Source organism: Kitasatospora sp. NPDC093806 (assembly GCF_040683335.1).
Lineage (GTDB): Bacteria > Actinomycetota > Actinomycetes > Streptomycetales > Streptomycetaceae > Kitasatospora.
The window spans coordinates 1-19,860 of the sequence record NZ_JBFBDO010000108.1 but is presented as its reverse complement, the minus strand read 5'-3'; the positions used below and the strand labels follow the sequence as shown (position 1 = coordinate 19,860).

General features: G+C 73.3%; 14 protein-coding genes and 1 pseudogene. 4 read left to right on the top strand and 11 right to left on the bottom strand.

All coding sequences use genetic code 11. The features are described 5' to 3' along the window. Positions 1–5 precede the first annotated feature (5 nt). Positions 6–626: a TetR/AcrR family transcriptional regulator gene (locus AB0N76_RS32805; protein ID WP_363563445.1), complete on the bottom strand. Its 621-nt coding sequence runs from the start codon at positions 624–626 to the stop codon at positions 6–8. Between the two features lie 82 nt (positions 627–708). Between AB0N76_RS32805 and AB0N76_RS32800 the strand changes: the two genes are divergently transcribed. Further along, positions 709–1,929, top strand: a complete 1,221-nt coding sequence (locus AB0N76_RS32800) for an amidohydrolase family protein (protein ID WP_363563443.1) — start codon at positions 709–711, stop codon at positions 1,927–1,929. Positions 1,930–2,018: 89 nt separating this feature from the next. On the opposite strand, the gene AB0N76_RS32795 is transcribed toward AB0N76_RS32800, so the two are convergent. From AB0N76_RS32795 to mmuM, 8 genes and pseudogenes are all read right to left on the bottom strand, one after another. After that, entirely contained in the window at positions 2,019–2,558 is a 540-nt protein-coding gene (locus tag AB0N76_RS32795; protein WP_363563441.1) for a hypothetical protein, read from the bottom strand. Next, positions 2,558–4,426: an amidase domain-containing protein gene (locus AB0N76_RS32790; protein ID WP_363563455.1), complete on the bottom strand. Its 1,869-nt coding sequence runs from the start codon at positions 4,424–4,426 to the stop codon at positions 2,558–2,560. Before AB0N76_RS32790 ends, AB0N76_RS32795 begins: the two co-directional genes overlap by 1 nt. Positions 4,427–4,750: 324 nt before the next feature. Beyond that, positions 4,751–6,589: pseudogene (locus AB0N76_RS32785) on the bottom strand (DNRLRE domain-containing protein); the annotation flags it as partial. A gap of 283 nt (positions 6,590–6,872) precedes the next feature. Beyond that, entirely contained in the window at positions 6,873–8,468 is a 1,596-nt protein-coding gene (locus tag AB0N76_RS32780) for a glycerol-3-phosphate dehydrogenase/oxidase (protein ID WP_363563439.1), read from the bottom strand. 148 nt (positions 8,469–8,616) lie between these two features. Then, the gene (gene glpK / locus AB0N76_RS32775; RefSeq protein ID WP_363563437.1) at positions 8,617–10,137 is read right to left on the bottom strand and encodes a glycerol kinase GlpK; all 1,521 of its coding nucleotides are present in this window, start codon (positions 10,135–10,137) and stop codon (positions 8,617–8,619) included. Positions 10,138–10,226: 89 nt separating this feature from the next. Further along, the gene (locus tag AB0N76_RS32770; protein ID WP_363563435.1) at positions 10,227–10,946 is read right to left on the bottom strand and encodes an MIP/aquaporin family protein; all 720 of its coding nucleotides are present in this window, start codon (positions 10,944–10,946) and stop codon (positions 10,227–10,229) included. Positions 10,947–11,273: 327 nt separating this feature from the next. Then, on the bottom strand, positions 11,274–12,038 hold the full coding sequence (locus AB0N76_RS32765) for an IclR family transcriptional regulator (protein WP_363563433.1): 765 nt from the start codon (positions 12,036–12,038) through the stop codon (positions 11,274–11,276). Between the two features lie 108 nt (positions 12,039–12,146). After that, positions 12,147–13,103 (bottom strand): homocysteine S-methyltransferase, encoded by a 957-nt coding sequence (gene mmuM, locus AB0N76_RS32760; protein ID WP_363563431.1) that lies wholly within the window; start codon positions 13,101–13,103, stop codon positions 12,147–12,149. Positions 13,104–13,291: 188 nt separating this feature from the next. Between mmuM and AB0N76_RS32755 the strand changes: the two genes are divergently transcribed. The 3 genes from AB0N76_RS32755 (at position 13,292) to AB0N76_RS32745 (ending at position 17,018) form a co-directional block, all read left to right on the top strand. Next, positions 13,292–14,206, top strand: a complete 915-nt coding sequence (locus tag AB0N76_RS32755; protein ID WP_363563429.1) for an NUDIX hydrolase — start codon at positions 13,292–13,294, stop codon at positions 14,204–14,206. A gap of 41 nt (positions 14,207–14,247) precedes the next feature. Then, a complete protein-coding gene (locus tag AB0N76_RS32750) occupies positions 14,248–14,796 on the top strand; it encodes an NUDIX domain-containing protein (protein WP_363563427.1) in 549 nt (182 codons plus the stop codon). A gap of 110 nt (positions 14,797–14,906) precedes the next feature. Further along, entirely contained in the window at positions 14,907–17,018 is a 2,112-nt protein-coding gene (locus AB0N76_RS32745) for an acetoacetate--CoA ligase (RefSeq protein ID WP_363563425.1), read from the top strand. Positions 17,019–17,103: 85 nt separating this feature from the next. On the opposite strand, the gene ptsP is transcribed toward AB0N76_RS32745, so the two are convergent. After that, a complete protein-coding gene (ptsP, locus tag AB0N76_RS32740) occupies positions 17,104–18,774 on the bottom strand; it encodes a phosphoenolpyruvate--protein phosphotransferase (protein ID WP_363563423.1) in 1,671 nt (556 codons plus the stop codon). A gap of 120 nt (positions 18,775–18,894) precedes the next feature. Beyond that, positions 18,895–19,344: a PTS glucose transporter subunit IIA gene (locus AB0N76_RS32735; protein ID WP_363563421.1), complete on the bottom strand. Its 450-nt coding sequence runs from the start codon at positions 19,342–19,344 to the stop codon at positions 18,895–18,897. Positions 19,345–19,860 lie beyond the last annotated feature (516 nt).

The window sequence follows — 19,860 nt, the reverse complement described above, 5'->3', positions numbered from 1 at the left end:
TCCCGTCAGCCCAGGATGCCGCCGAGCACCGCCGAGGCCGACTCCAGCAGCTGTTCGGCGCCCGGGCCGCCCGCCGCGGTCCGGGCCAGCAGGCCCTCGCGGGCGGCCAGCAGCACCTCGGCGACCTGCACCGGATCGGCGCCCGAGGGGACCAGCCCGGGCAGTGCCCGTGCCAGCAGTCCGGCGAGTTCCCGGGTGACCGCCCGGTCGTGCTCGGCGACCCGGTCGGCGAGGCCCGGCGTGCGGGCGGCGAGCAGTCGGAACTCCAGGAAGAGCAGGATCCAGCCGGTCTCCGCGGGGTCCACCCGCAGCAGTGCCCCGGCCAGCAGCCGGGCCCGCTCGGCCGGCGTGAGCTCCTCGCACCGCGCCGCCAGCCGTTCGAGCTCGACCAGCCGCTCGGCGGCCCGCTCGTCGAACAGGGCCAGCAGCAGGTCCTCCTTGCTCGCGAAGTTGGAGTAGAAGGCGCCGCGGGTGTAGCCGGCCGCCGCGCAGACGTCCTCGATGCTGGTCCGCCCGTACCCCTCGGACAGGAAGAGCCCGCTCGCGGCGGTGAGGATCCGGGCGCGGGTGTGGATCCGGCGGCGGGGCGGCCGGGGGTCCTGGGGGTCGACCGTGGATGACTTCACAACGGAACGATACATGGTGTATTCAATACAGGTCGTATTCAATACGCCGTACTGAAACGGGGCGGGCGGGGGAGGACCCTTCATGAGCCGGCTGCTGATCACCGACGCCCACCTGCTCCACCCCGAGACCGGCACCCGCACCGAGGCCGGCTGGATCGAGGTCGCCGACGGCCGGATCGCCGCCACCGGCACCGGCCGGCCGCCCGCGCCCGGCGAGGCCGTCCGGGTGCTCCCGGTGAACGGCGCCACCGTGCTGCCCGGCCTGGTCGACGCGCACGTCCACCTGCTGGTCACCTCGCTCGACCTGGTCGACGCGGCCTCCTGGACGCCGGGCTACGCGACCGTGCGGGCCCTCGCCGAGGCCGGGCGGATGCTGCGCCGCGGCTTCACCACCGTCCGGGACGTCGGCGGCGCCGACCACGGCATGGCCCGTGCGCTCGCCGAGGGCCTGGCACTCGGCCCCCGGCTGATCCACGGCGGCAAGGCGCTCTCCCAGACCGGTGGGCACGGCGACCTGCGCCCGCTCGGCGAGGAGGCCCTGCCCTGCTGCGAGTCCCGCCCGAACTTCGCCCGGATCGCCGACGGCGTCGACGCCGTCCGCGCCGCCGCCCGGGACGAGTTCCGCAAGGGCGCGGCCCACCTCAAGGTGCTGGTGTCCGGCGGCGTCGCCTCCCCGCACGACGAGATCGCGGCCGTCCAGTACAGCGAGGAGGAGCTTCGCGCCGCGGTCGAGGAGGCCGGGAACCACAACCGCTACGTCACCGTGCACGCCTACCACCCGCGCGCCGTCGAGCGCGCGCTGCGGGCCGGCGTGCGCTGCGTGGAGCACGGCAACCTGCTCGACGACGCCACGCTGCGACTGCTGGTGGAGAAGGACGCCTTCCTGGTGCCGACCCTGGTCGCCTACGAGCAGACGGCGAAGCTCGGCGCCCGTTCCGGCCTGCCCGAGTCCTCGCGGCGCAAGCTCACCGAGGTCCGGGACGCCGGGCTGGCCACACTGGAGCGCGCCCACCGCGCGGGCGTCAACCTGGTGTTCGGCAGCGACCTGCTCGGCCCGCTGCACCCGGCGCAGCCGACCGAGTTCCTGCTGCGGGCCGAGGTGCAGCCGGCCGCCGACGTGATCCGCTCGGCGACCACGACGGCGGCCCGGCTGCTCGGCCTGGAGGGGGAGATCGGCACCCTCGCGGCGGGCGCGCACGCCGACCTCCTGGTGGTGGACGGCGATCCGCTGGCGGACCTCGGAGTGCTGGCGGACCCGGAGCGCCGCCTGCGGCACGTGGTCAAGGCGGGCGCCGTGGTCTGAGCCGCCCGAAAACCGCCGGGAAAACGCCGGACGGGCGGGCGCTCCGCGTGGGAGCACCCGCCCGTCCGGCGTTCACGGCACGAGCGGCGTCACGGCCGGGTCGGCGGGAGGGGCCCGCCGGGGGTGGCCGGCGCCCAGGTGGGCGGGGCGGCGGCCACCTTGGGATCGGGCTCGCGCAGCTGGACCCGCCAGCCGTCCGAGCCGGCGTTCCCGTCGAGGCGCAGGTTGAGCTGCTTCACCTGCCCGGTGCGCTCGAAGTAGAGCACGACGGTCTGCCGTACCGAGCCCTCGTCGTGGAACTCCGCGGCCACCGGCCCGGTCGCCCCCTGCTGGAAGCTGCGCACCCAGTTGGCGGCGGTGGCCTTCGCCTCCGCGGCGGACCCGTCGGAGGTGGCCAGGTCGGCCAGCTCGCCCGACGAGCCGTCGGCCAGCCGCCACACCACCTCCTGGGTCAGCCGCAGACTGCCGACCGAGGGGTAGCCGACCACGCGCAGCGGCTCGTGCCGCGCGTAGTCGTCGGCGTACCGCAGCTCGTCCCGCCCCGTCGAGAGCTGCCAGGTGGCGACCCCCACCGCGGCGACGGCGGCCGCCACCGCGGTGGCAGCGGCCGCCCGGTGCCTTCGGCGCATCAGGAACTGCCGAGCGGCCGGACGATCCAGAACCGCTCGATCGGCTTCCCCTTGCGGCGCTGGCGGGCCAGCGCGTCGTACAGCGTGGTCTGGTCGACCAGACCGTGCTGGCGCAGCTCCATCTTCCGGCCGTAGCTGACGACGACCGCGGCGTGGTCGATCCGGTTCTCGCCGACCCACTTGAAGAACACCAGGTCGCCGGGCTTGGCGGAGTGCACGCTCATGATCGACTGGGTGTAGCGGTAGCCGGTCAGGTGGTTGTAGAGGTTCTGCGCGGCCGACCAGGTGTAGCTCTTGAACGGCATCCAGAACAGGTACCCCTTGTCCCACCAGGCGTAGTTCTGGGTGCGGTTGCCCTGGCGGAAGCTCATCCCGCCACCGTAGTACAGCGCCTTGGAGACGAAGTTGGTGCAGTCCTGGTCGTACTCGCGGTGGACGGTGATGTTCCGCCGCGCCCAGTCCGCCGTGCCGTTGCCGTAGACGCCCGCGTAGCTCGCGGTGGTCACGCCGGCCGGCGCGGTCGGCTCGGGCAGCGGGAAGCCGTCCGTACCGAGCGGGACGTCGCCGGTGGTGGGGGCCGGGGTCTGGTCGCTGCTCGCCACCTCGACCTGGGCGGTCGCGGCGGCGGTGCTGGAGAGCTTCTGCTCGGCGGAGTTGTCGTCGGCCTCCGAGGTGAGCTTCACGGCGCCGCCGTCGACGGTGAACTCGAAGCGGCGGTTGCCCGCGCTCTCGGTCGGGGTGTCCACGCCGGCCTCGCGGATCTGGGTGGTCTCCTTGACGGTGGCCCGGACCACGACCTTGGCGGGGTTCTGCTGGTCGACGACGACGTTGGTCAGCGTGGACCCGGCCGCGACGTAGGTCTGGCCCTGGCCGGCGAGGCCCTCGCGGCTGCCGACGACGGCGTCCTCCTGGGTGGCCAGCAGGTCGACGAAGACCGTGCCGTGCGGGGCCTCGGCGGCGGCGTCGGGAACGGTCGCCGCCGTGGTGGTGCGCACCTTGTTGCGAGCGTCCAGGTACTCCTGCACGAAGCTGCGGTACAGGTCGCTGCCGCCGGCGGCGGGCTTGCCCTGGGTGTACCCGGAGACCGCCGCGGGGCCGGCGCCGAACGAGTTGTTCGTGGTCACCACGAGCCGGTAGCCGCGGCTGTTGTCGAGCCCGGCCGCCACCGCGCGGTTGTCGGGGGTGGTGAACTGCTGGACGACGGCGCCGGTGTCCTGGGCCTCGACCTTGACGGTGTAGTAGAGGTCCTCGCTGGCACCGTGGTCCAGCGGGGTGTTCCAGGTGCCCACCAGGCCCGCGTCACCGTTGGCGACGGTGAGCTGCTGGGGAGCGGCGGGCGCGGTCGGCGCGAGGTACTCGACCTTCAGCCGCGGCCGCTTCGCCGGGTCCGCGGCGGTGGCCGACCAGTAGGAGGCCGGGGCCGAGCCGGCGGCCGGGCGCAGGGCGAGGCCGAAGAGCTGGCCCCGGTCGGTCCAGGACTGGACCATCGGCGTCAGGTCGAGGTCGGCCGGGGTGGTCGCCGAGGCGTAGCTCTCGGTCCCCGCCGCGGTGACCAGCTGGGCGCCGGTCTGGCCGGGCGCCCACTCGCCGCTCAGCTGGAAGGCGTCGGCCGTGGTGGCCGGGCAGTCGGCGGCGCAGTCGGAGCGGGTGAGCTCCAGCTTGGCCGAGGTGACCCGGGCGCCCTTGGGGAGCGCGGTCAGGTCGGGCTTGAGCCAGCCGGCCCAGGTGGTGCCGTCGATCGTGCCGACCCGCAGGACGGCCGGGTCGGCGGCCGGGCAGGCGCCGGTGTCGCAGCCGGTGCCGCCGGTGGCGACCGAGGCCGAGGCGACGGCCGCGCCGTCCACGGTCAGGGCGACCGGGGCGGGCATCACCGGGGGAGTCTGGACGCGCACGGCCAGGGTCTGGTCGGGCGACCAGGCCGAGCAGCCCACCGCGGTGCAGGCCCGGGCGGCCCAGCGGTAGTCGGCGCCGTCGGTCAGCGCACCGTCCGGGACCTGGACGGTGGCGCGGTTGCCGCTCTCGGTGGAGGCCGGCGGCAGGACGGTCGGCAGCGGCTGCCCGTTCCGGTCCTTGAGCGTGAACTCGGTCCGCACCCGGCTCTGGTTGGGGCTGGTGGCCAGCGCGGAGAGCAGCGGGGTCAGGGTCTCCTGGGCACCGCTCTGCAGGGCGGTCGGCACGTCCGGCAGCGGGCTGACGCTGAAGGTGGCCCAGGCGGACCAGCTCAGGTTGTAGTGCAGCCCGTCGTACGGCGAGGTGCGGAACCGGTAGGTGTGCCCGTACTCGAGCAGGCCCGGCGGGACGGTGACCTCGGCGGGGGTGCCGCTGGCCACGTAGCCGGAGACGTTGACGTTGCCGACCTGCGCGCCGGAGATGGCGTCGACCAGCTGGAAGGTGCCGGTGACCTTGTCGCCGTCGGGGTCGACGAAGGTGTCCCGGAGCACCGGCGTGGTGGTGTCGACCCGCCAGGTGCCGGTGCCGTCCTGCAGGAACGGCGGGCCGGCCTGCTGGTTGGTGCCGGTGCGCGGACGGTAGTTGTAGGTGACCGACAGCTTGGGCACGTTGCTCGCGGCGTTGGCGGAGTTGACCTCCTTCCAGTACTTGGTGGAGACCTCGTCGGGCGCGCGCAGGCCCATCCCGGAGGTGCTGCTCTTGGCCGAGGCCCAGCCCTGCACCAGACCGGTCACGTCGGCGTTGATCCAGCCGTCGCCGCCGCAGGCGTCGCGGCCCTTGGTCTCGGTGGAGGTGGCCTTCTTGGTCTTCCAGGCCGGCTGGGCGGTCCACCGCGAGGCCGTCGAGGCCAGGCCGGTGTCCCAGACCTCCCAGGTGTACGGCTGGCAGTCGCTGTTGCCGGAGTGGAAGTTGTACAGCGACAGGGTGGCCTTGGAGACCAGCGCGTCGGCGATCGGGGCGGTGTTCCAGTTGATGAACGACCGGGCCTCGCGCGAGCTGCCGTCGGCGTTCTTGGTGCCGGAGTTGCCCCAGTAGATCTCGGTGTCGGCCGACCAGTCGACCGTCTCGCCCTTCTGCACCCGGGTGTCGAAGGCGTTGCCGAGTCCGGCGGTGGCCGGGTCGACGGTCACCGGGTAGACGGTGGCCGGGTCGGTCAGGAAGGCGGTGTCCGGGGTGAAGACCAGGTCGACGGTGTCGCCGCGCTGGACGACCTTCAGGCCGACCGCGGCCCGCCGCGGGTGCTCGCCGGAGCCGGGCTCGGTGGTGGCGTCCCACATCACCGGGGCGGGCAGCACGGCGCGCTTGTGGCCGTTCTTCCGGTCGGTGAACAGCACGCTGCCGTCGGGCTGCGCCTCGGCCTTGATGCCCTTGGCGCGCAGCGGCATGGTGTACGAGTAGCTGCCGGCGGCCGGGCGCTGCTTGAGCGTCACGAACTGCTCGAAGCCGGTCCGGGTGGCCTCGACGACCAGGTCGCCGGCGCCGTCGCCGATGGCGTCCCGGTAGGTGGCCCGGGTGCCGTTCAGCTCGGGCTTGGGCAGGCCGCCGCGCCACTCCAGGGCGAGCTCGTCCTCGCCGGAGCCGAGCGAGACCAGGGTGCGGGCCGCCTCCGCGCCGGCCTGCACCCCCGGGGCCTGCGAGAGGGCCTGCGACTCCTGGAGGGAGCGGGGGCGCTTGCCGCCCGCGCCGGCCAGCTTCAGGCCGTTGGGGTGGGCGGCGGGGGCCACCGAGCCGTCGGCGCCGGCCTTGAGGGTGAGGTCGACGTCGGCCCACTTGCCGTCGCGCAGGAAGCGCACCGGTCCGGCCGCGAGTTCGGTGGTGAGGGTGCCGTCCGGGTTGACCCAGGTGGTGGAGGTCTCGCTGCGCTCGGCGACCGCCTCGACCCGCTTGCCGGTCTTGCGGGCGGCCACCCGGGCGGTGGCGATGCTGCCGGTGGGCTCCAGGGCGGCGGCTGCGGGGGCCTTGCCGGGGGAGGGCTTGGGGGGATGGGGCTTGGCCGCGAAGGCGACCTGTGACCCGGTCGCCAGCGACAGCGCCAGCGTGAGGGCCAGCGGACCGCTCAGGGTCCGTCTTGAGACGTGCATTGGTGCTCCTTGACCCACTGTTGAACCACAGTGATGGGCGGAGCATAGGGAAGATCACATGACCAGATGATCTTGGCAAATCGGGCATAAGCGGCCAAGATCCAAGTTTTTCCTGAGAATTTGATCAGATCGTGACGGACGGTATGCGCACGATCCCGGAGGGCACGTCGGCGCAGGTCAGCGGGTATGTCGAGGACGTGGGCGGGCATGCCGACGGGCGGGCACCCCCAGCCCTGGGGTGCCCGCCCGTCGAGTCCGGTGCTGCTCCGGTACTACTCCGGTGCTACTTGGTGCCGCGCTTCGCGAGGAAGGCCTCGACCTCGGCGCGGATCTCCGGGGTGTCCAGACCGCGGACCGTCATCGTGGTGCGGCGGCGCAGCACGTCGTCCGTGGTGTACGCCCACTCGCTGTCGGCCGCGTAGGCGACCTGCGCCCAGACGTCCGGGCCGTCCTCGTGGATCGGCCGGCCGAGCTCCGGGTTCTCGTCGATCATCCGGGCGATCTCGAAGGACAGCGTGCCGTAGTGGCTGGCCAGGTGCTTGGCGACCAGCGGCTCCATCCGGGAGCCCGGCTCACGGTCGATCAGCAGGCGGTGCGCGACGGCGTTCGGCGCGCCGACGCCCGGCAGCGGGACGGTCGGGGCGATCGGGGACATGTCCTCGCCGAGCGAGGTGCCGGGCACGTGGGCCAGCTTCTCCAGCACGGTGCGGCCGATGTGCCGGTAGGTGGTCCACTTGCCGCCGGCGACCGACAGCATGCCGCCCTTGCCCTCGGTGACGACCGTCTCGCGCTTGGCGGCGGCGGTGTCGCCCGGGCCGCCGGGCAGCACCCGCAGGCCGGCGAAGGTGTAGGTGATCAGGTCGCGGTCGAGGTGCTCGTCGCGGATGGCGTGCGCGGCCTCGCCCATGATCTGGTCGACGTCCGCCTCGGTGGCCCGGACGTCCTTCGGGTCGCCGGTGAACTCCTCGTCGGTGGTGCCGAGGAGGACGTGGTCCTCCCACGGGATGGCGAAGGAGACGCGGTACTTGTCGATCGGGATGGTCAGCGCGGCGCGCCACGGCGAGCGGCGCTTGACCACGACGTGCGCGCCCTTGGAGAGGCGGATCGACGGCGCGGCGCCGGCGTCCTCCATCCGGCGCAGGTGGTCCACCCACGGGCCGGTCGCGTTCAGCACCAGGCGGGCGTCGACGCCGAACTCGGTGCCGTCCATCCGGTCCCGCAGCTCGGCACCGGTGACCCGGCCGCCGGTGAAGCGCAGGCCGGTGACCTCGGCGTGGTTGAGCACGACCGCGCCGGCGTCGACCGCGGCGCGCACGGTCATCACCGCGACGCGCGAGTCGTTCATCTGGTGGTCGCCGTAGACGGCCACCGAGCGCAGGCCCTCGGTGCGCAGCGCGGGCACCTGCTGGGCGGCGTGCGCGGCGGTGGAGACCCGGCCCATGCCGTCGCGGAACGCGGAGAGCGCGGAGTAGAGGAAGACGCCGGCGCCGAGCTTGGGGGCGCTGTGCGGGCCGCCCTTGTAGACCGGCACGAAGAAGGTCAGCGGGTTGACCAGGTGCGGGGCGACGTCGGTGGCGAGCGCGCGGCGCTCCTTGTGGTTCTCGGCGACCAGCTTGACCGCGCCGGTCTGCAGGTAGCGCAGACCGCCGTGGACCAGCTTGGAGGAGGCGCTGGAGGTGGCGCCGGCGAAGTCGCCGGCGTCGACCATGGCGACCTTCAGACCGGCCTGGGAGGCCGTCCAGGCGACGGCGGTGCCGAGGATGCCGCCCCCGATCACCAGCAGGTCGTAGGTGGCCTTGCCGAGCAGCTCGCGGGTCTCGGCGCGGGAGGCGGTGCGGCCGGCGGTGCGCTCGGCGCCCAGGGTCGGGATGGTTGCCATGGTGTGTGTACGGCGCGCGGGTCGGGCGGCGCCGTTACTCCTCTCGGTGTACTGACGGCCCCTGTGGCGAGGCCGGGTCGGCCCGGTGCGGCGGGCCGGTGAAACGGGAGCGGGCCGGCCGGGGCTGGTGCCCCGACCGGCTTCGCGATCAGCTGTTCTCGTCCTCCTCCACCCAGCCCATGGTGCGCTCGACGGCCTTGAGCCACTTCTTGTACTCGCGCTCCCGGGTGGCCTCGTCCATGCGCGGGGTCCACTCGGCGGCGCGGTGCCAGTTGGCCCGCAGGGTGTCGAGGTCGTTCCAGAAGCCGACCGCCAGACCGGCGGCGTAGGCGGCGCCGAGGGCGGTGGTCTCGGCCACGTACGGCCGCTCGACCGGGGCGTCCAGGACGTCGGCGATGTTCTGCATGAGCAGGTTGTTGCTGGTCATGCCGCCGTCGACCTTGAGGGCGGTGAGCTCGACCCCGGAGTCCTTCTGCATGGCGTCGACGACCTCGCGGGTCTGCCAGGCGGTGGCCTCCAGGACGGCCCGGGCCAGGTGGCCCTTGGTGACGTACCGGGTCAGACCGGCGATCACACCGCGGGCGTCGGAGCGCCAGTACGGGGCGAACAGGCCGGAGAAGGCCGGGACGAAGTAGGCGCCGCCGTTGTCCTCGACCGTGTTGGCGAGGGTCTCGATCTCGGCGGCGGTGGAGATGATGCCGAGCTGGTCGCGCAGCCACTGGACGAGCGAGCCGGTGACGGCGATCGACCCCTCCAGGGCGTAGACCGGCTTCTGGTCGCCGATCCGGTAGCCGACCGTGGTCAGCAGGCCGTGGTACGAGTTGACGATCTTCTCGCCGGTGTTGAGCAGCAGGAAGGTGCCGGTCCCGTAGGTGGACTTGGCCTCGCCCTCGTCGAAGCAGGTCTGGCCGAACAGCGCGGCCTGCTGGTCGCCGAGCGCGGCCGCGACCGGCACGCCGGCCAGGTCGCCGACGGCCTCGCCGTAGACCTCGGCGGAGGAGCGGATCTCCGGCAGGACGGCCAGCGGCACGCCCATCGACTCGGCGATCTTCTCGTCCCAGGCCAGGGTCTGCAGGTTCATCAGCATGGTGCGGCTGGCGTTGGTCACGTCCGTGACGTGCTTGCCGCCGTTCACACCGCCGGTCAGGTTCCAGATGACCCAGGTGTCCATGGTGCCGAACAGGATGTCGCCGGCCTCGGCGCGCTCCCGCAGGCCCTCGACGTTGTCCAGCAGCCAGCGGATCTTCGGGCCGGCGAAGTAGCTGGCCAGCGGGAGGCCGGTCTCGCGGCGGAAGCGGTCCTGGCCGACGTTGCGGCCCAGCTCGCGGCAGAGCGCCTCGGTGCGGGTGTCCTGCCACACCAGCGCGTTGTGCACCGGCTCGCCGGTGTTCTTGTCCCACAGGACGGTGGTCTCGCGCTGGTTGGTGATGCCGATCGCGCGGATGTCGTCCTTGGTCAGGCCGGCCTTCTCCAGCGCGCCGCGGACCACCGACTGCACCCGGGTCCAGATCTCGGCGGCGTCGTGCTCGACGTAGCCGGGCTGGGGGAAGATCTGCCGGTGCTCCTGCTGGTCGACGGAGACGATCCGGCCGTCGGCGCCGAAGATGATGCAGCGGCTGGAGGTGGTGCCCTGGTCGATCGCGGCGATGTAGTTGCCAGTGGAGGTCATGAGGGTCCTCGACTCGAAGATGCGGGGGTTACGAGAAGGGTGGGCCTGACGTGGTCAGTCCCCGTGCTCGCCGGGTTTCGAACCCGGCCTCAGAACATCGCGTTGTAGAGACCGCCGGCCAGCAGGCCGCCGATGATCGGGCCGACGACCGGGACCCAGGCGTAGGACCAGTCGGAGCCGCCCTTGTTCGGGATCGGCAGCAGGGCGTGCGCGATGCGCGGGCCGAGGTCGCGGGCCGGGTTGATGGCGTAGCCGGTCGGGCCGCCCAGCGAGAGGCCGATGCCGACCACGGTGAAGGCGACCATCAGGGTGCCGGTGCCGGTCTGCGAGAGCCCGCTGTTGGTGCCGATCGTGAGGATCGCGAAGCAGAGCACGAAGGTGCCGATGACCTCGGTGAGGACGTTCTGGAACGGGTTCCGGACCTCGGGACCGGTCGAGAAGATGCCGAGGGTCGGCTCCTGGTTGGCCTGGAACTGGCCGAGGTAGGTGGCCCAGACCAGGACGGCGCCGATGATCGCGCCGAGCAGCTGGGAGCCCAGGTAGAGCGGGACCTGGCTCCACTCGCCGCTCTTGACGGCGAGCGCGATGGTGACGGCCGGGTTGAGGTGGGCGCCGGACTTCGGAGCCGACATGTAGGCGGCGATCAGGACCGCGAAGCCCCAGCCGAAGGTGATCGCCAGCCAGCCGGCGTTGACGGCCTTCGACTTCTTGAGCGTCACGGCGGCGCAGACGCCGCCACCGAGAAGTATCAGCGCGGCGGTGCCGAGGGTTTCGCCGACGAAGACGTCGCCGTTGGAGAACGCGGACACAAAGACTCCCTTGTCCATATGGCCCGGAGGTGCGGGTGGGGGCAGGGGCCGGGCGATCGGGAGGCGGGTGAGCGCTCTGTGGGATCGATTCGCGCGGCCATCGTTCGACAATGTCGACCGTCATGCGGAAGCTTCCTCCCCGGGTCGCCCTCCCGTCAAGGCAGGGTTACGGAGCTGTGACCCATCGCTCGATCCGCTACCCGGCGTCACCGCTCGGATAACCGCAATTTTGGACAAAACGGTAAGGCGCGGACGGGCATTTCGCCTGTCCGCGCCTCTGCGTGAACCGTGTGTTTCCGCCTGGGGGCGGAACTGTCCGTCCGGGGGTCAGAACCGCCCGGCGCCCAGGTCGCGGGAGATCGCCCGCGCCGCGCTGCGCACCGAGGCCACCAGCGAGGGCTTCACGAAGCCGTCCTCGCAGACCCGTTCCACCGCGCCGCTGATGCAGACCGCGCCCACCGGATTGCGCCGCCGGTCCTGGATCAGCGCGCCGATCGAGGCCACGCCGTCCCAGGTCTCCTCGATCGAGTCGGCCCAGCCGCGCTCGCGGGTCAGCGCCGCCTCCGCGTCCACGTCGGCGGCCTGGGTCAGCGTCCGCGGCGTGTACTGCTCGAACGGACCCTCGCCCAGCTCACCGCGGGCCACCGGGTCGTACGCCAGCAGCACCTTGCCCAGCGCGGTCGAGTGCATCGGCTGCATCGAGCCGACCTCCAGCACCTGCCGGGTGTCGTCCGGCCGGAACACGTGGTGCACGATCAGCACGCCCTGCTGGTGCAGCACCCCCAGGTAGACGGTCTCCCCGGCCGCCCGGGCCAGGTCGTCCGCCCAGACCAGGGCCCGCGCCCGCAGCTCGTGCACGTCCAGATAGCTCTGGCCCAGCCGCAGCAGCTCGGCGCCCAGCTGGTACTTGCCGCTCTCCGGGTCCTGCTCCACGAACCCCTCCTGCTGGAGGGTGCGCAGGATGCCGTGCGCGGTGCCCTTGGCCAGGTCCAGCGCCGTCGCGACCTCGGACAGGCCCAGGCGGCGCTCGCCGCCGGCCAGCAGACGCATGATCGCGGCGGCCCGGGAGAGCGACTGGATCGGGCCGGGCATTGGAACCTCCGCGCTGACAGGCGGTCGACAATGTCGACCGCAGTGGTGACGGGACGAGTCTGCCAGGCCGTCCCCGGTCCGTGCACCTTCCCCCTCGGTAACCTCTCCTCAGAAAGCCCGGCCGCGGCCCCCGGTGCGGGCCCTCCCGGCCGCCGCCCCGGTGCCCGTCGCGGCCGCGACCGCGGCGGCCACCGCCCGGATCCCGTCCGGCCCGACCCGGCAGCAGCCGCCCACCAGACGCGCCCCGTCCGCCAGCCAGCCGGCCACCCGGGCGCCCTCGAAGGTCGGCTCGCCACACCAGTCCCCGGCCGCGGCGTCCCAGCCCTCGCCGCTGTTCGGGTAGACCACCACCGGCTTGCCGGTCACCCGGGCCGCCAGCGCCACCGCCCGGTCCGCCTCCTCGGGCGAGCAGCAGTTCACCCCCACCGCCACCACCTCCGGCACGTCGGCCGCGAGCGCGAACGCCTCCGCCAGCGGCTGCCCGGCCCGGGTCCGCCCGCCCGCCGCGCCGAACGACAGCCAGGCCGGCACCCCCAGCCCGCGCACCGCCCGCAGCAGCGCCCGCGCCTCGTCCGCGTCCGGCACCGTCTCCAGCGCCAGCACGTCCGGCCCGGCCGCCGCCAGCACCTCCAGCCGCGGCCGGTGGAACGCCTCCAGCTCGGCCACCGTCAGGCCGTACCGGCCCCGGTACTCCGACCCGTCCGCCGACACCGCCCCGTACGGCCCCACCGACGCCGCCACCCACCGCCGCGGCCCGGGCCACCCCTCGGCGGCCTCCCGGGCCAGCGCCACGCTGCGGGCCAGCAGCCGGGCCGCCCCCGCCCGGTCCACCCCGCGCCGGGCGAAGCCCTCGAAGCTCGCCTGGTAGCTCGCCGAGATCGCCACCTGCGCCCCGGCCGCGAAGTACGCCCGGTGCGCGGCCAGCACCGCCTCCGGCGCGTCCGCCAGCAGGCGGGCCGACCACAGCGCGTCCGCCAGGTCGTGCCCGGCCGCCGCCAGCTGGTTCGACAACCCGCCGTCCAGCACCAGCGGCCCGGCCGCCAGCGCGGCCGCGAAGCCCGTCATCACGCCCTCCTCGGGGACGAAGGTCCTGTTCACAGGGTAGGAGTCGGGCGGCCGGGCGAACGGCCGGGCGGGCGGCCGGAAAACCATTTGCCCCCGGGGCAGGGGATCGCTACGTTGTGCTCAGTCCGAGAAGGACGCCCGCCCCGGCCCGTGGGCGGCCCGGCTCGAACGGGGGAGAGGAGCGCAGCGTGGACACCACCGAGCAGGAATGGCTCGCCGCCTACGACCCGCGCGCCTACACCCCGGTCGCCGTCACCGTCGACGTCGTCGCCCTGACCCTGCGCGCCGGCCGGCTGCACGTCCTGCTCGTCGAGCGCGCCCTCCCGCCCTACCAGGGTCGCTGGGCACTGCCCGGCGGCTTCCTGCGGGCCGGCGAGGAGACCCTCGACGACGCCGCCGCCCGCGAGCTCGCCGAGGAGACCGGCCTGTACGGCACCGTCGAGGCGGCCGCCGCGCTCAGCCGGATCCACCTCGAACAGCTCGGCAGCTACGGAGCCCCCGAGCGCGACCCGCGGATGCACGTGGTCTCCGTCGCCTACCTCGCCTTCGCGCCCGACCTGCCCGACCCGCAGGCCGGCACCGACGCGGCCCACGCCGCCTGGCACCCCGTCACCGCCCTCGACCTCCGGTCCACCGACCGGCCCGAGACCGCCGGTGCGCCCGCCGACACCCACGGGGGTGGCGTCGGCGGGCGCACCGGCCTCCCACCCGAACCCGCGCAGGCCCACGGGGAGGCCGAGGCACTCACCCCGATCGAGCTGGCCTTCGACCACGCCCGGATCCTCGCCGACGGCCTCGACCGCGCCCGCGCCAAGATCGAGTACAGCCCGCTGGCCACCGCCTTCCTCCAGCACGACTTCACCATCCCCGAGCTGCGCGCCGTCTACGAGGCCGTCTGGGACGAGAAGCTCCACCCCGGCAACTTCCACCGCAAGGTGCTCTCCGTCCCCGGCTTCGTCGAGGGCACCGGCACCACCACCGAGCGCGGCGGCGCCCGCGGCGGGCCCCGCGCCCGCACCTACCACGCCGGCGACGCCCGGCTGCTCCACCCCGCCCTGCTCCGCCCCGCCCGGGAGGCGGACCAGGGGGAGGAGATCGCATGACGACCGACCCGGCCCCCGGCCGGCCGCACTACCATCCGGCCATGACGAATCACGAGGCCGGACCGGTGCGCCACCAGCCCAACTCCCACTGCCACTTCTGCGGCACCCCCTACCCGCCCGGCACCGACGGCTGGCCCCGGACGTGCCCGCACTGCGCCGAGATCAGCTACCGCAACCCGCTGCCCGTCGTCGTCACCCTCCTCCCCGTCACCCAGACCGACGCCGCCCCCGCCCTGGTCGTCATCCGCCGCACCATCGAGCCCGGCTACGGGGAGCTCGCCCTCCCCGGCGGCTACATCGACTACGGCGAGAGCTGGCAGCAGGCCTGCGTCCGCGAGCTCCGCGAGGAGACCGGCATCCTCGGCGACGCCGCCGACATCACCCTGGTCGCCACCGACTCCGACGCCCGCGGCGGCTTCCTCTGCCTCTTCGGCCTGCTCCCCGCCCGCCCGCTCGCCGAACTTCCGCCCTCCAGGCCCACCGACGAGACCGACGGCTGGCAGCTCGCCGACCCCGAGACCCCGCTCGCCTTCCCCTTCCACACCCGGGTCTCCCGCTCCTGGTTCAACGGCGAATTCGCCACCCACTGACCCCGCCCCCAACGGTCGTCCCCGACCGACCGGCCCTGACCAGCCGACCAGGGTCTGACCCGGCCGACCACCGACCGGGCAGACCCTGGCGCACCGGCCGATCCCATGGCATGGTCTGCACCGACAGCCCCCAATCGGACGCGGGCCCTGCCACAAGCGACCCCGTCCGTCTGACCACCGGCCGGGAGACCACCACCGTGAGCACCCCAACCCAGGACCAGCCGCTCTGGCGCCCCGACCCCGCTCGTGCCGCCGGCACCGGGATCGTGGCCTTCCAGGCCTGGGCCGCCGAACACCACGGCGCCCCGGCCGCCCCGCTCGCCCCCGCCGCAGACGACGATCAGGCCGCCGCCCGCTACGCCGCCCTGCACGCCTGGTCGGTCGAAGACCTCGACCGCTTCTGGACCGCCGTCACCCAGTGGTTCGACGTGCGCTTCACCGAAGCCCCCGACGCCGTCCTCGCCGACCCCGCCATGCCCGGCGCCCGCTGGTTCCCCGGCGGCCGGCTGAACTACGCCGAGCACGCCCTCCGCTTCGGCACCGACCCGGCCAACGCCGACAAGCCGGCCATCCTCCACCTGGACGAGACGACCGAGCACCCCGTCGCCCTCAGCTGGGCCGAACTCCGCCGCCAGGTCGGCTCGCTCGCCGCCGCCCTCCGGGCCCAGGGCATCGGCCCCGGCGACCGGGTCGGCGCCTACCTGCCCAACATCCCGCAGGCCGCCGTCGCCCTCCTCGCCACCGCCGCCGTCGGCGCCGTCTGGACCAGCTGCGCCCCCGACTTCGGCGCGCGCAGCGTCCTCGACCGGCTCCAGCAGATCGAGCCCGCCGTCCTCTTCGCCGTCGACGGCTACCACTACGGCGGCAAGGACTTCGACCGCGCCGAGGTCGTCGCCGAGCTCCGCCGCGAACTCCCCACCCTGCGCACCGTCGTCCACGTCCCGCTGCTCGGCGCCCCCGCCCCCGAGGGCGCCCTGCACTGGGACGACCTGGTCGCCGGCGACGACGAGCCGGTCTTCGAGGCCGTCCCCTTCGACCACCCGCTCTGGGTCCTCTACTCCTCCGGCACCACCGGCCTGCCCAAGGCCATCGTCCAGAGCCAGGGCGGCATCCTCGTCGAGCACCTCAAGCAGGCCGGCCTGCACCTCGACCTCGGCCCCGCGGACCGCTTCCTCTGGTACACCTCCACCGGCTGGATGATGTGGAACTTCCTCATCGCCGGCCTCCTGACCGGGTCCACGATCGTCACCTACGACGGCAGCCCCGGCCACCCCGACACCGGCGCCTTCTGGTCCGTCGCCGCCCGCACCGGCGCCACCGTCCTCGGCACCTCCGCCGCCTACGTCATCGCCAGCCGCAAGGCCGAGCTCCACCCCGGCCGCGACCTCGACCTCTCCGCGGTCCGCTGCCTCGGCACCACCGGCTCCCCGCTCCCGCCCGACGGCTTCCGCTGGATCTACGACGAGGTCAAGGAGGACGTCTGGCTCGCCTCCGTCAGCGGCGGCACCGACGTCTGCTCCTGCTTCGTCGGCGGCGTCCCCACCCTCCCCGTCTACCTCGGCGAGATCCAGGCCCCCTGCCTCGGCGCCGCCGTCGAGTCCTGGGACGTCAACGGGCACCCGCACACCGACACGGTCGGCGAACTCGTCGTCACCAAGCCCCTCCCGTCCATGCCCACCGGCTTCTGGAACGACCCCGAGGGCACCCGCTACCACGACAGCTACTTCGACACCTACCCCGGCACCTGGCGCCACGGGGACTGGATCACCGTCACCTCGCGCGGCACCGTCGTCATCCACGGCCGCTCCGACTCCACCCTCAACCGCCAGGGCGTCCGGATGGGCTCCTCCGACATCTACGAGGTCGTCGAACGCCTCCCCGAGATCGCCGAATCGCTGGTCATCGGCCTCGAAGAGCCCGATGGCGGCTACTGGATGCCGCTCTTCGTCGTTCTCACCCCCGGCGCCGAGCTGGACGAGGACCTCATCCGCCGGATCCGCACCTCGCTGCGCACCGAACTCTCCCCGCGCCACGTCCCGGACGAGGTCATCGCCGTCCGCGGCCTGCCGCACACCCTCACCGGCAAGCGGATCGAGGTCCCGGTCAAGCGCCTGCTCTCCGGCACCCCGCTCGAACAGGCCGTCAACCCCGGCTCCGTCGACAACCTCGACCACCTGCGCTACTTCGAGCAGCTCCGCCGCGAGCGCGCGGCCGCCGAGTAGCCCGCACCCCGCGTCCCGGCACGCCGAAGGGGCCCTTCCACAGCCACAGTGGAAGGGCCCCTTCTCGGCAGTTCCTGCCTGCGCGCTACTCGCCGGACAGCACCTGCTGCGCCGCGGTGCGCGCCTCCTCGGCACTGTCCGCCGCCCGCGCCGCCTCGGCGGCCCGACGGCACTGCGCCAGGGTGTACTTGGCCAGCGTGGACCGCACGTACGGGATCGACGCCGAGCCCATCGACAGGCTGGTGACGCCCAGACCGGTCAGCACCACGGCCAGCAGCGGGTCGGAGGCCGCCTCGCCGCAGACGCCGCAGCTCTTGCCGGCGGCCTGCGCGGCCTCGGCGGAGAACGCGATCAGGTCCAGCAGCGCCGGCTGCCACGGGTCCTGCAGCCGGGCCAGCGCGCCCACCTGACGGTCGGCGGCGAAGGTGTACTGAGCCAGGTCGTTGGTCCCCAGCGAGAGGAACTCGACCTCCTCCAGGATCGAACGCGCCCGCAGCGCGGCCGAGGGGATCTCCACCATCGCGCCGAACTTGGCGACCAGACCGGCCTGGCGACACGCGTCGGCGAAGTCCTTGGCGTCCTTGCGGTCGGCCACCATCGGGGCCATCACCTCAAGGTGCACCGGCAGGCCCTCGGCGGCCTTCGCCAGCGCGCGCAGCTGGGTCTGCATGACCTCGGGGTGATCGAGAAGGGTGCGCAGACCGCGCACGCCCAGCGCCGGGTTCGGCTCGTCCGCCGGGGTCAGGAAGTCCAGCGGCTTGTCCGCGCCCGCGTCCAGCGCCCGGACGACGACCCGGCCCTCCGGGAACGCCTCCAGCACCTTGCGGTACGCCTCGACCTGCTTCTCCTCGCTCGGTGCCTTCGCCGAGTCGTCCAGGAACAGGAACTCGGTGCGGAACAGGCCGACGCCCTCGGCGCCCGCCTCCAGCGCCGCCGGCAGATCGGCCGGGCCGCCGACGTTGGCCAGCAGCGGCACCTTGTGCCCGTCCGAGGTCCGGCCCGGGCCGGAGGAGGAGGCGAGCGCGGCCTTGCGCTCGGCGGCGATCCGGCGCAGCTCCTCCTGCTTCTCCTCGCTCGGCTCGACCAGCACGTCACCCGAGCTGCCGTCCACGGCGACGACCGTGCCCTCGGCGATCTCGGCCGCACCCGGCAGCGCGACGACGGCCGGCACGCCCATGGCCCGCGCCAGGATGGCGCTGTGGCTGGTCGGCCCGCCCTCCTCGGTCACGAAGCCGAGCACCAGCGTCGGGTCCAGCAGCGCGGTGTCGGCCGGCGCCAGGTCCCGGGCGAAGAGCACATAGGGCTCGTCGCTGTCCGGCACACCCGGCATCGGCACGCCCAGCAGCCGCGCGACGATGCGGTTCCGCACGTCGTCCAGGTCGGCCACCCGGCCGGCCAGGTACTCCCCGGCCGAGGCGAGCAGCGCCCGGTAGGCGGCGAAGGCGTCGTAGACGCCGCGCTCGGCGCTGCTGCCGACGGCGATCCGGCGGGCGACGTCGGCCATCAGCTCGGGGTCCTGCGCCATCAGCGCCTGGGCCTCCAGCACGGCCTGGGCCTCGCCACCGGCCAGGTTGCCGCGGGCGATCAGGTCCGCGGCCACCGCCTCGACGGCCGCCTGGGCACGGGCCTGCTCACGCGGGGCGTCCTCGGTGGGGATCTGGGTGGCCGGCGGCTCCAGGACCGCCGTGCCCATGTGCCGGACCTGGCCGATCGCGACCCCGTGGCTGACACCCACGCCGCGCAGCGTCTTCTCCATGTCTGTCTCCGTGAGAGAGGCGGCCCCGCCGGGTACCGCTGTGTGCCGGGCCGCCCCGTCCGGTGCGGCGGGGCGGGTGTGTCGATTGAGAGAGGGGAGGGGTAAAGAGGAGAGGAGGGGTCAGCTCCAGCTGAACAGGGCGTCGCCGACGGCGACCTCCCCGTCCTCGCGCACGGCGCCCAGCGCGTCGGACGCGGCCTCCAGGGCGACGATCGGCGAGATCGGCGACTTGCCGGCGGCCTCGACGGCGGCCGGGTCCCACTTGATGACGGCCTGGCCGCGGACGACCGTGTCCCCCTTGTTGACGAGCAGCTCGAAGCCCTCGCCGTTCAGCTGGACGGTGTCGATCCCGAGGTGCGTCAGCACGCCGTGCCCGTCCGCGTCCACGACGACGAAGGCGTGCGGGTGCATGGAGACGACCACGCCGTCCACCGGGGCGACGGCCTCGGTCGGCTGGCGAACCGGGTCGATCGCGGTGCCGGGGCCGACCATCGCGCCCGAGAAGACGGGGTCCGGCACGCCGGCGAGCCCGACGACCCGGCCGGTCAGCGGCGACGTCACAGTGGTCATGGTTGAGCCTCCCAAGTGCGCAGTACAGGTGAGCGGCCGCGAACGCGGCATGACGATCGACTCGAAGCCTAAATCATGTCAACTTCGGACATCTGTCGACATTCCCAGGCGGGGTGCCCTGCAGCCCGCCCTCACCAGCCGGTCATCTCGCCGACCGCTAGTGGTCTAGTCCTCTTGGCCGATGCGCCGCACTCTACAGGCATCTTGGCGAATCGGGACCATTGCTGTATATGCTCGCGAGAGCAACAAATGACGCGTCCGAGCGGGTGACCCGCGGCGCGCCTCGATTCGCGCTCCGGACGACGACCCGCTATGGTTGGTCGAGTCGCCGCAAGTCGACGGTTAACAGCAGATTTCGGATCCGAAAAGCGCCGGTTAAGCACTGGCAAACGGATCTGCTAAGCTGGGAACACGAAAGAATGAAGCGCCCGGAGGGCCGGTGTGAAAGCCGCCTGAAGGAAGCGTCCGTTCCTTGAGAACTCAACAGCGTGCCAAAAGTCAACGCCAGATATGTTG

Bases quoted from the DNA above. Each gene is read 5' to 3' on its own strand.
- AB0N76_RS32800 (WP_363563443.1), top strand. From the start codon at position 709: ATGAGCCGGCTGCTGATCACCGACGCCCACCTGCTCCACCCCGAGACC.
- AB0N76_RS32795 (WP_363563441.1), bottom strand. From the start codon at position 2,558: ATGCGCCGAAGGCACCGGGCGGCCGCTGCCACCGCGGTGGCGGCCGCC.
- AB0N76_RS32790 (WP_363563455.1), bottom strand. From the start codon at position 4,426: ATGCCCGCCCCGGTCGCCCTGACCGTGGACGGCGCGGCCGTCGCCTCG.
- AB0N76_RS32780 (WP_363563439.1), bottom strand. From the start codon at position 8,468: ATGGCAACCATCCCGACCCTGGGCGCCGAGCGCACCGCCGGCCGCACC.
- glpK (WP_363563437.1), bottom strand. From the start codon at position 10,137: ATGACCTCCACTGGCAACTACATCGCCGCGATCGACCAGGGCACCACC.
- AB0N76_RS32765 (WP_363563433.1), bottom strand. From the start codon at position 12,038: ATGCCCGGCCCGATCCAGTCGCTCTCCCGGGCCGCCGCGATCATGCGT.
- mmuM (WP_363563431.1), bottom strand. From the start codon at position 13,103: ATGACGGGCTTCGCGGCCGCGCTGGCGGCCGGGCCGCTGGTGCTGGAC.
- AB0N76_RS32750 (WP_363563427.1), top strand. From the start codon at position 14,248: ATGACGAATCACGAGGCCGGACCGGTGCGCCACCAGCCCAACTCCCAC.
- AB0N76_RS32745 (WP_363563425.1), top strand. From the start codon at position 14,907: ATGGTCTGCACCGACAGCCCCCAATCGGACGCGGGCCCTGCCACAAGC.
- ptsP (WP_363563423.1), bottom strand. From the start codon at position 18,774: ATGGAGAAGACGCTGCGCGGCGTGGGTGTCAGCCACGGGGTCGCGATC.
- AB0N76_RS32735 (WP_363563421.1), bottom strand. From the start codon at position 19,344: ATGACCACTGTGACGTCGCCGCTGACCGGCCGGGTCGTCGGGCTCGCC.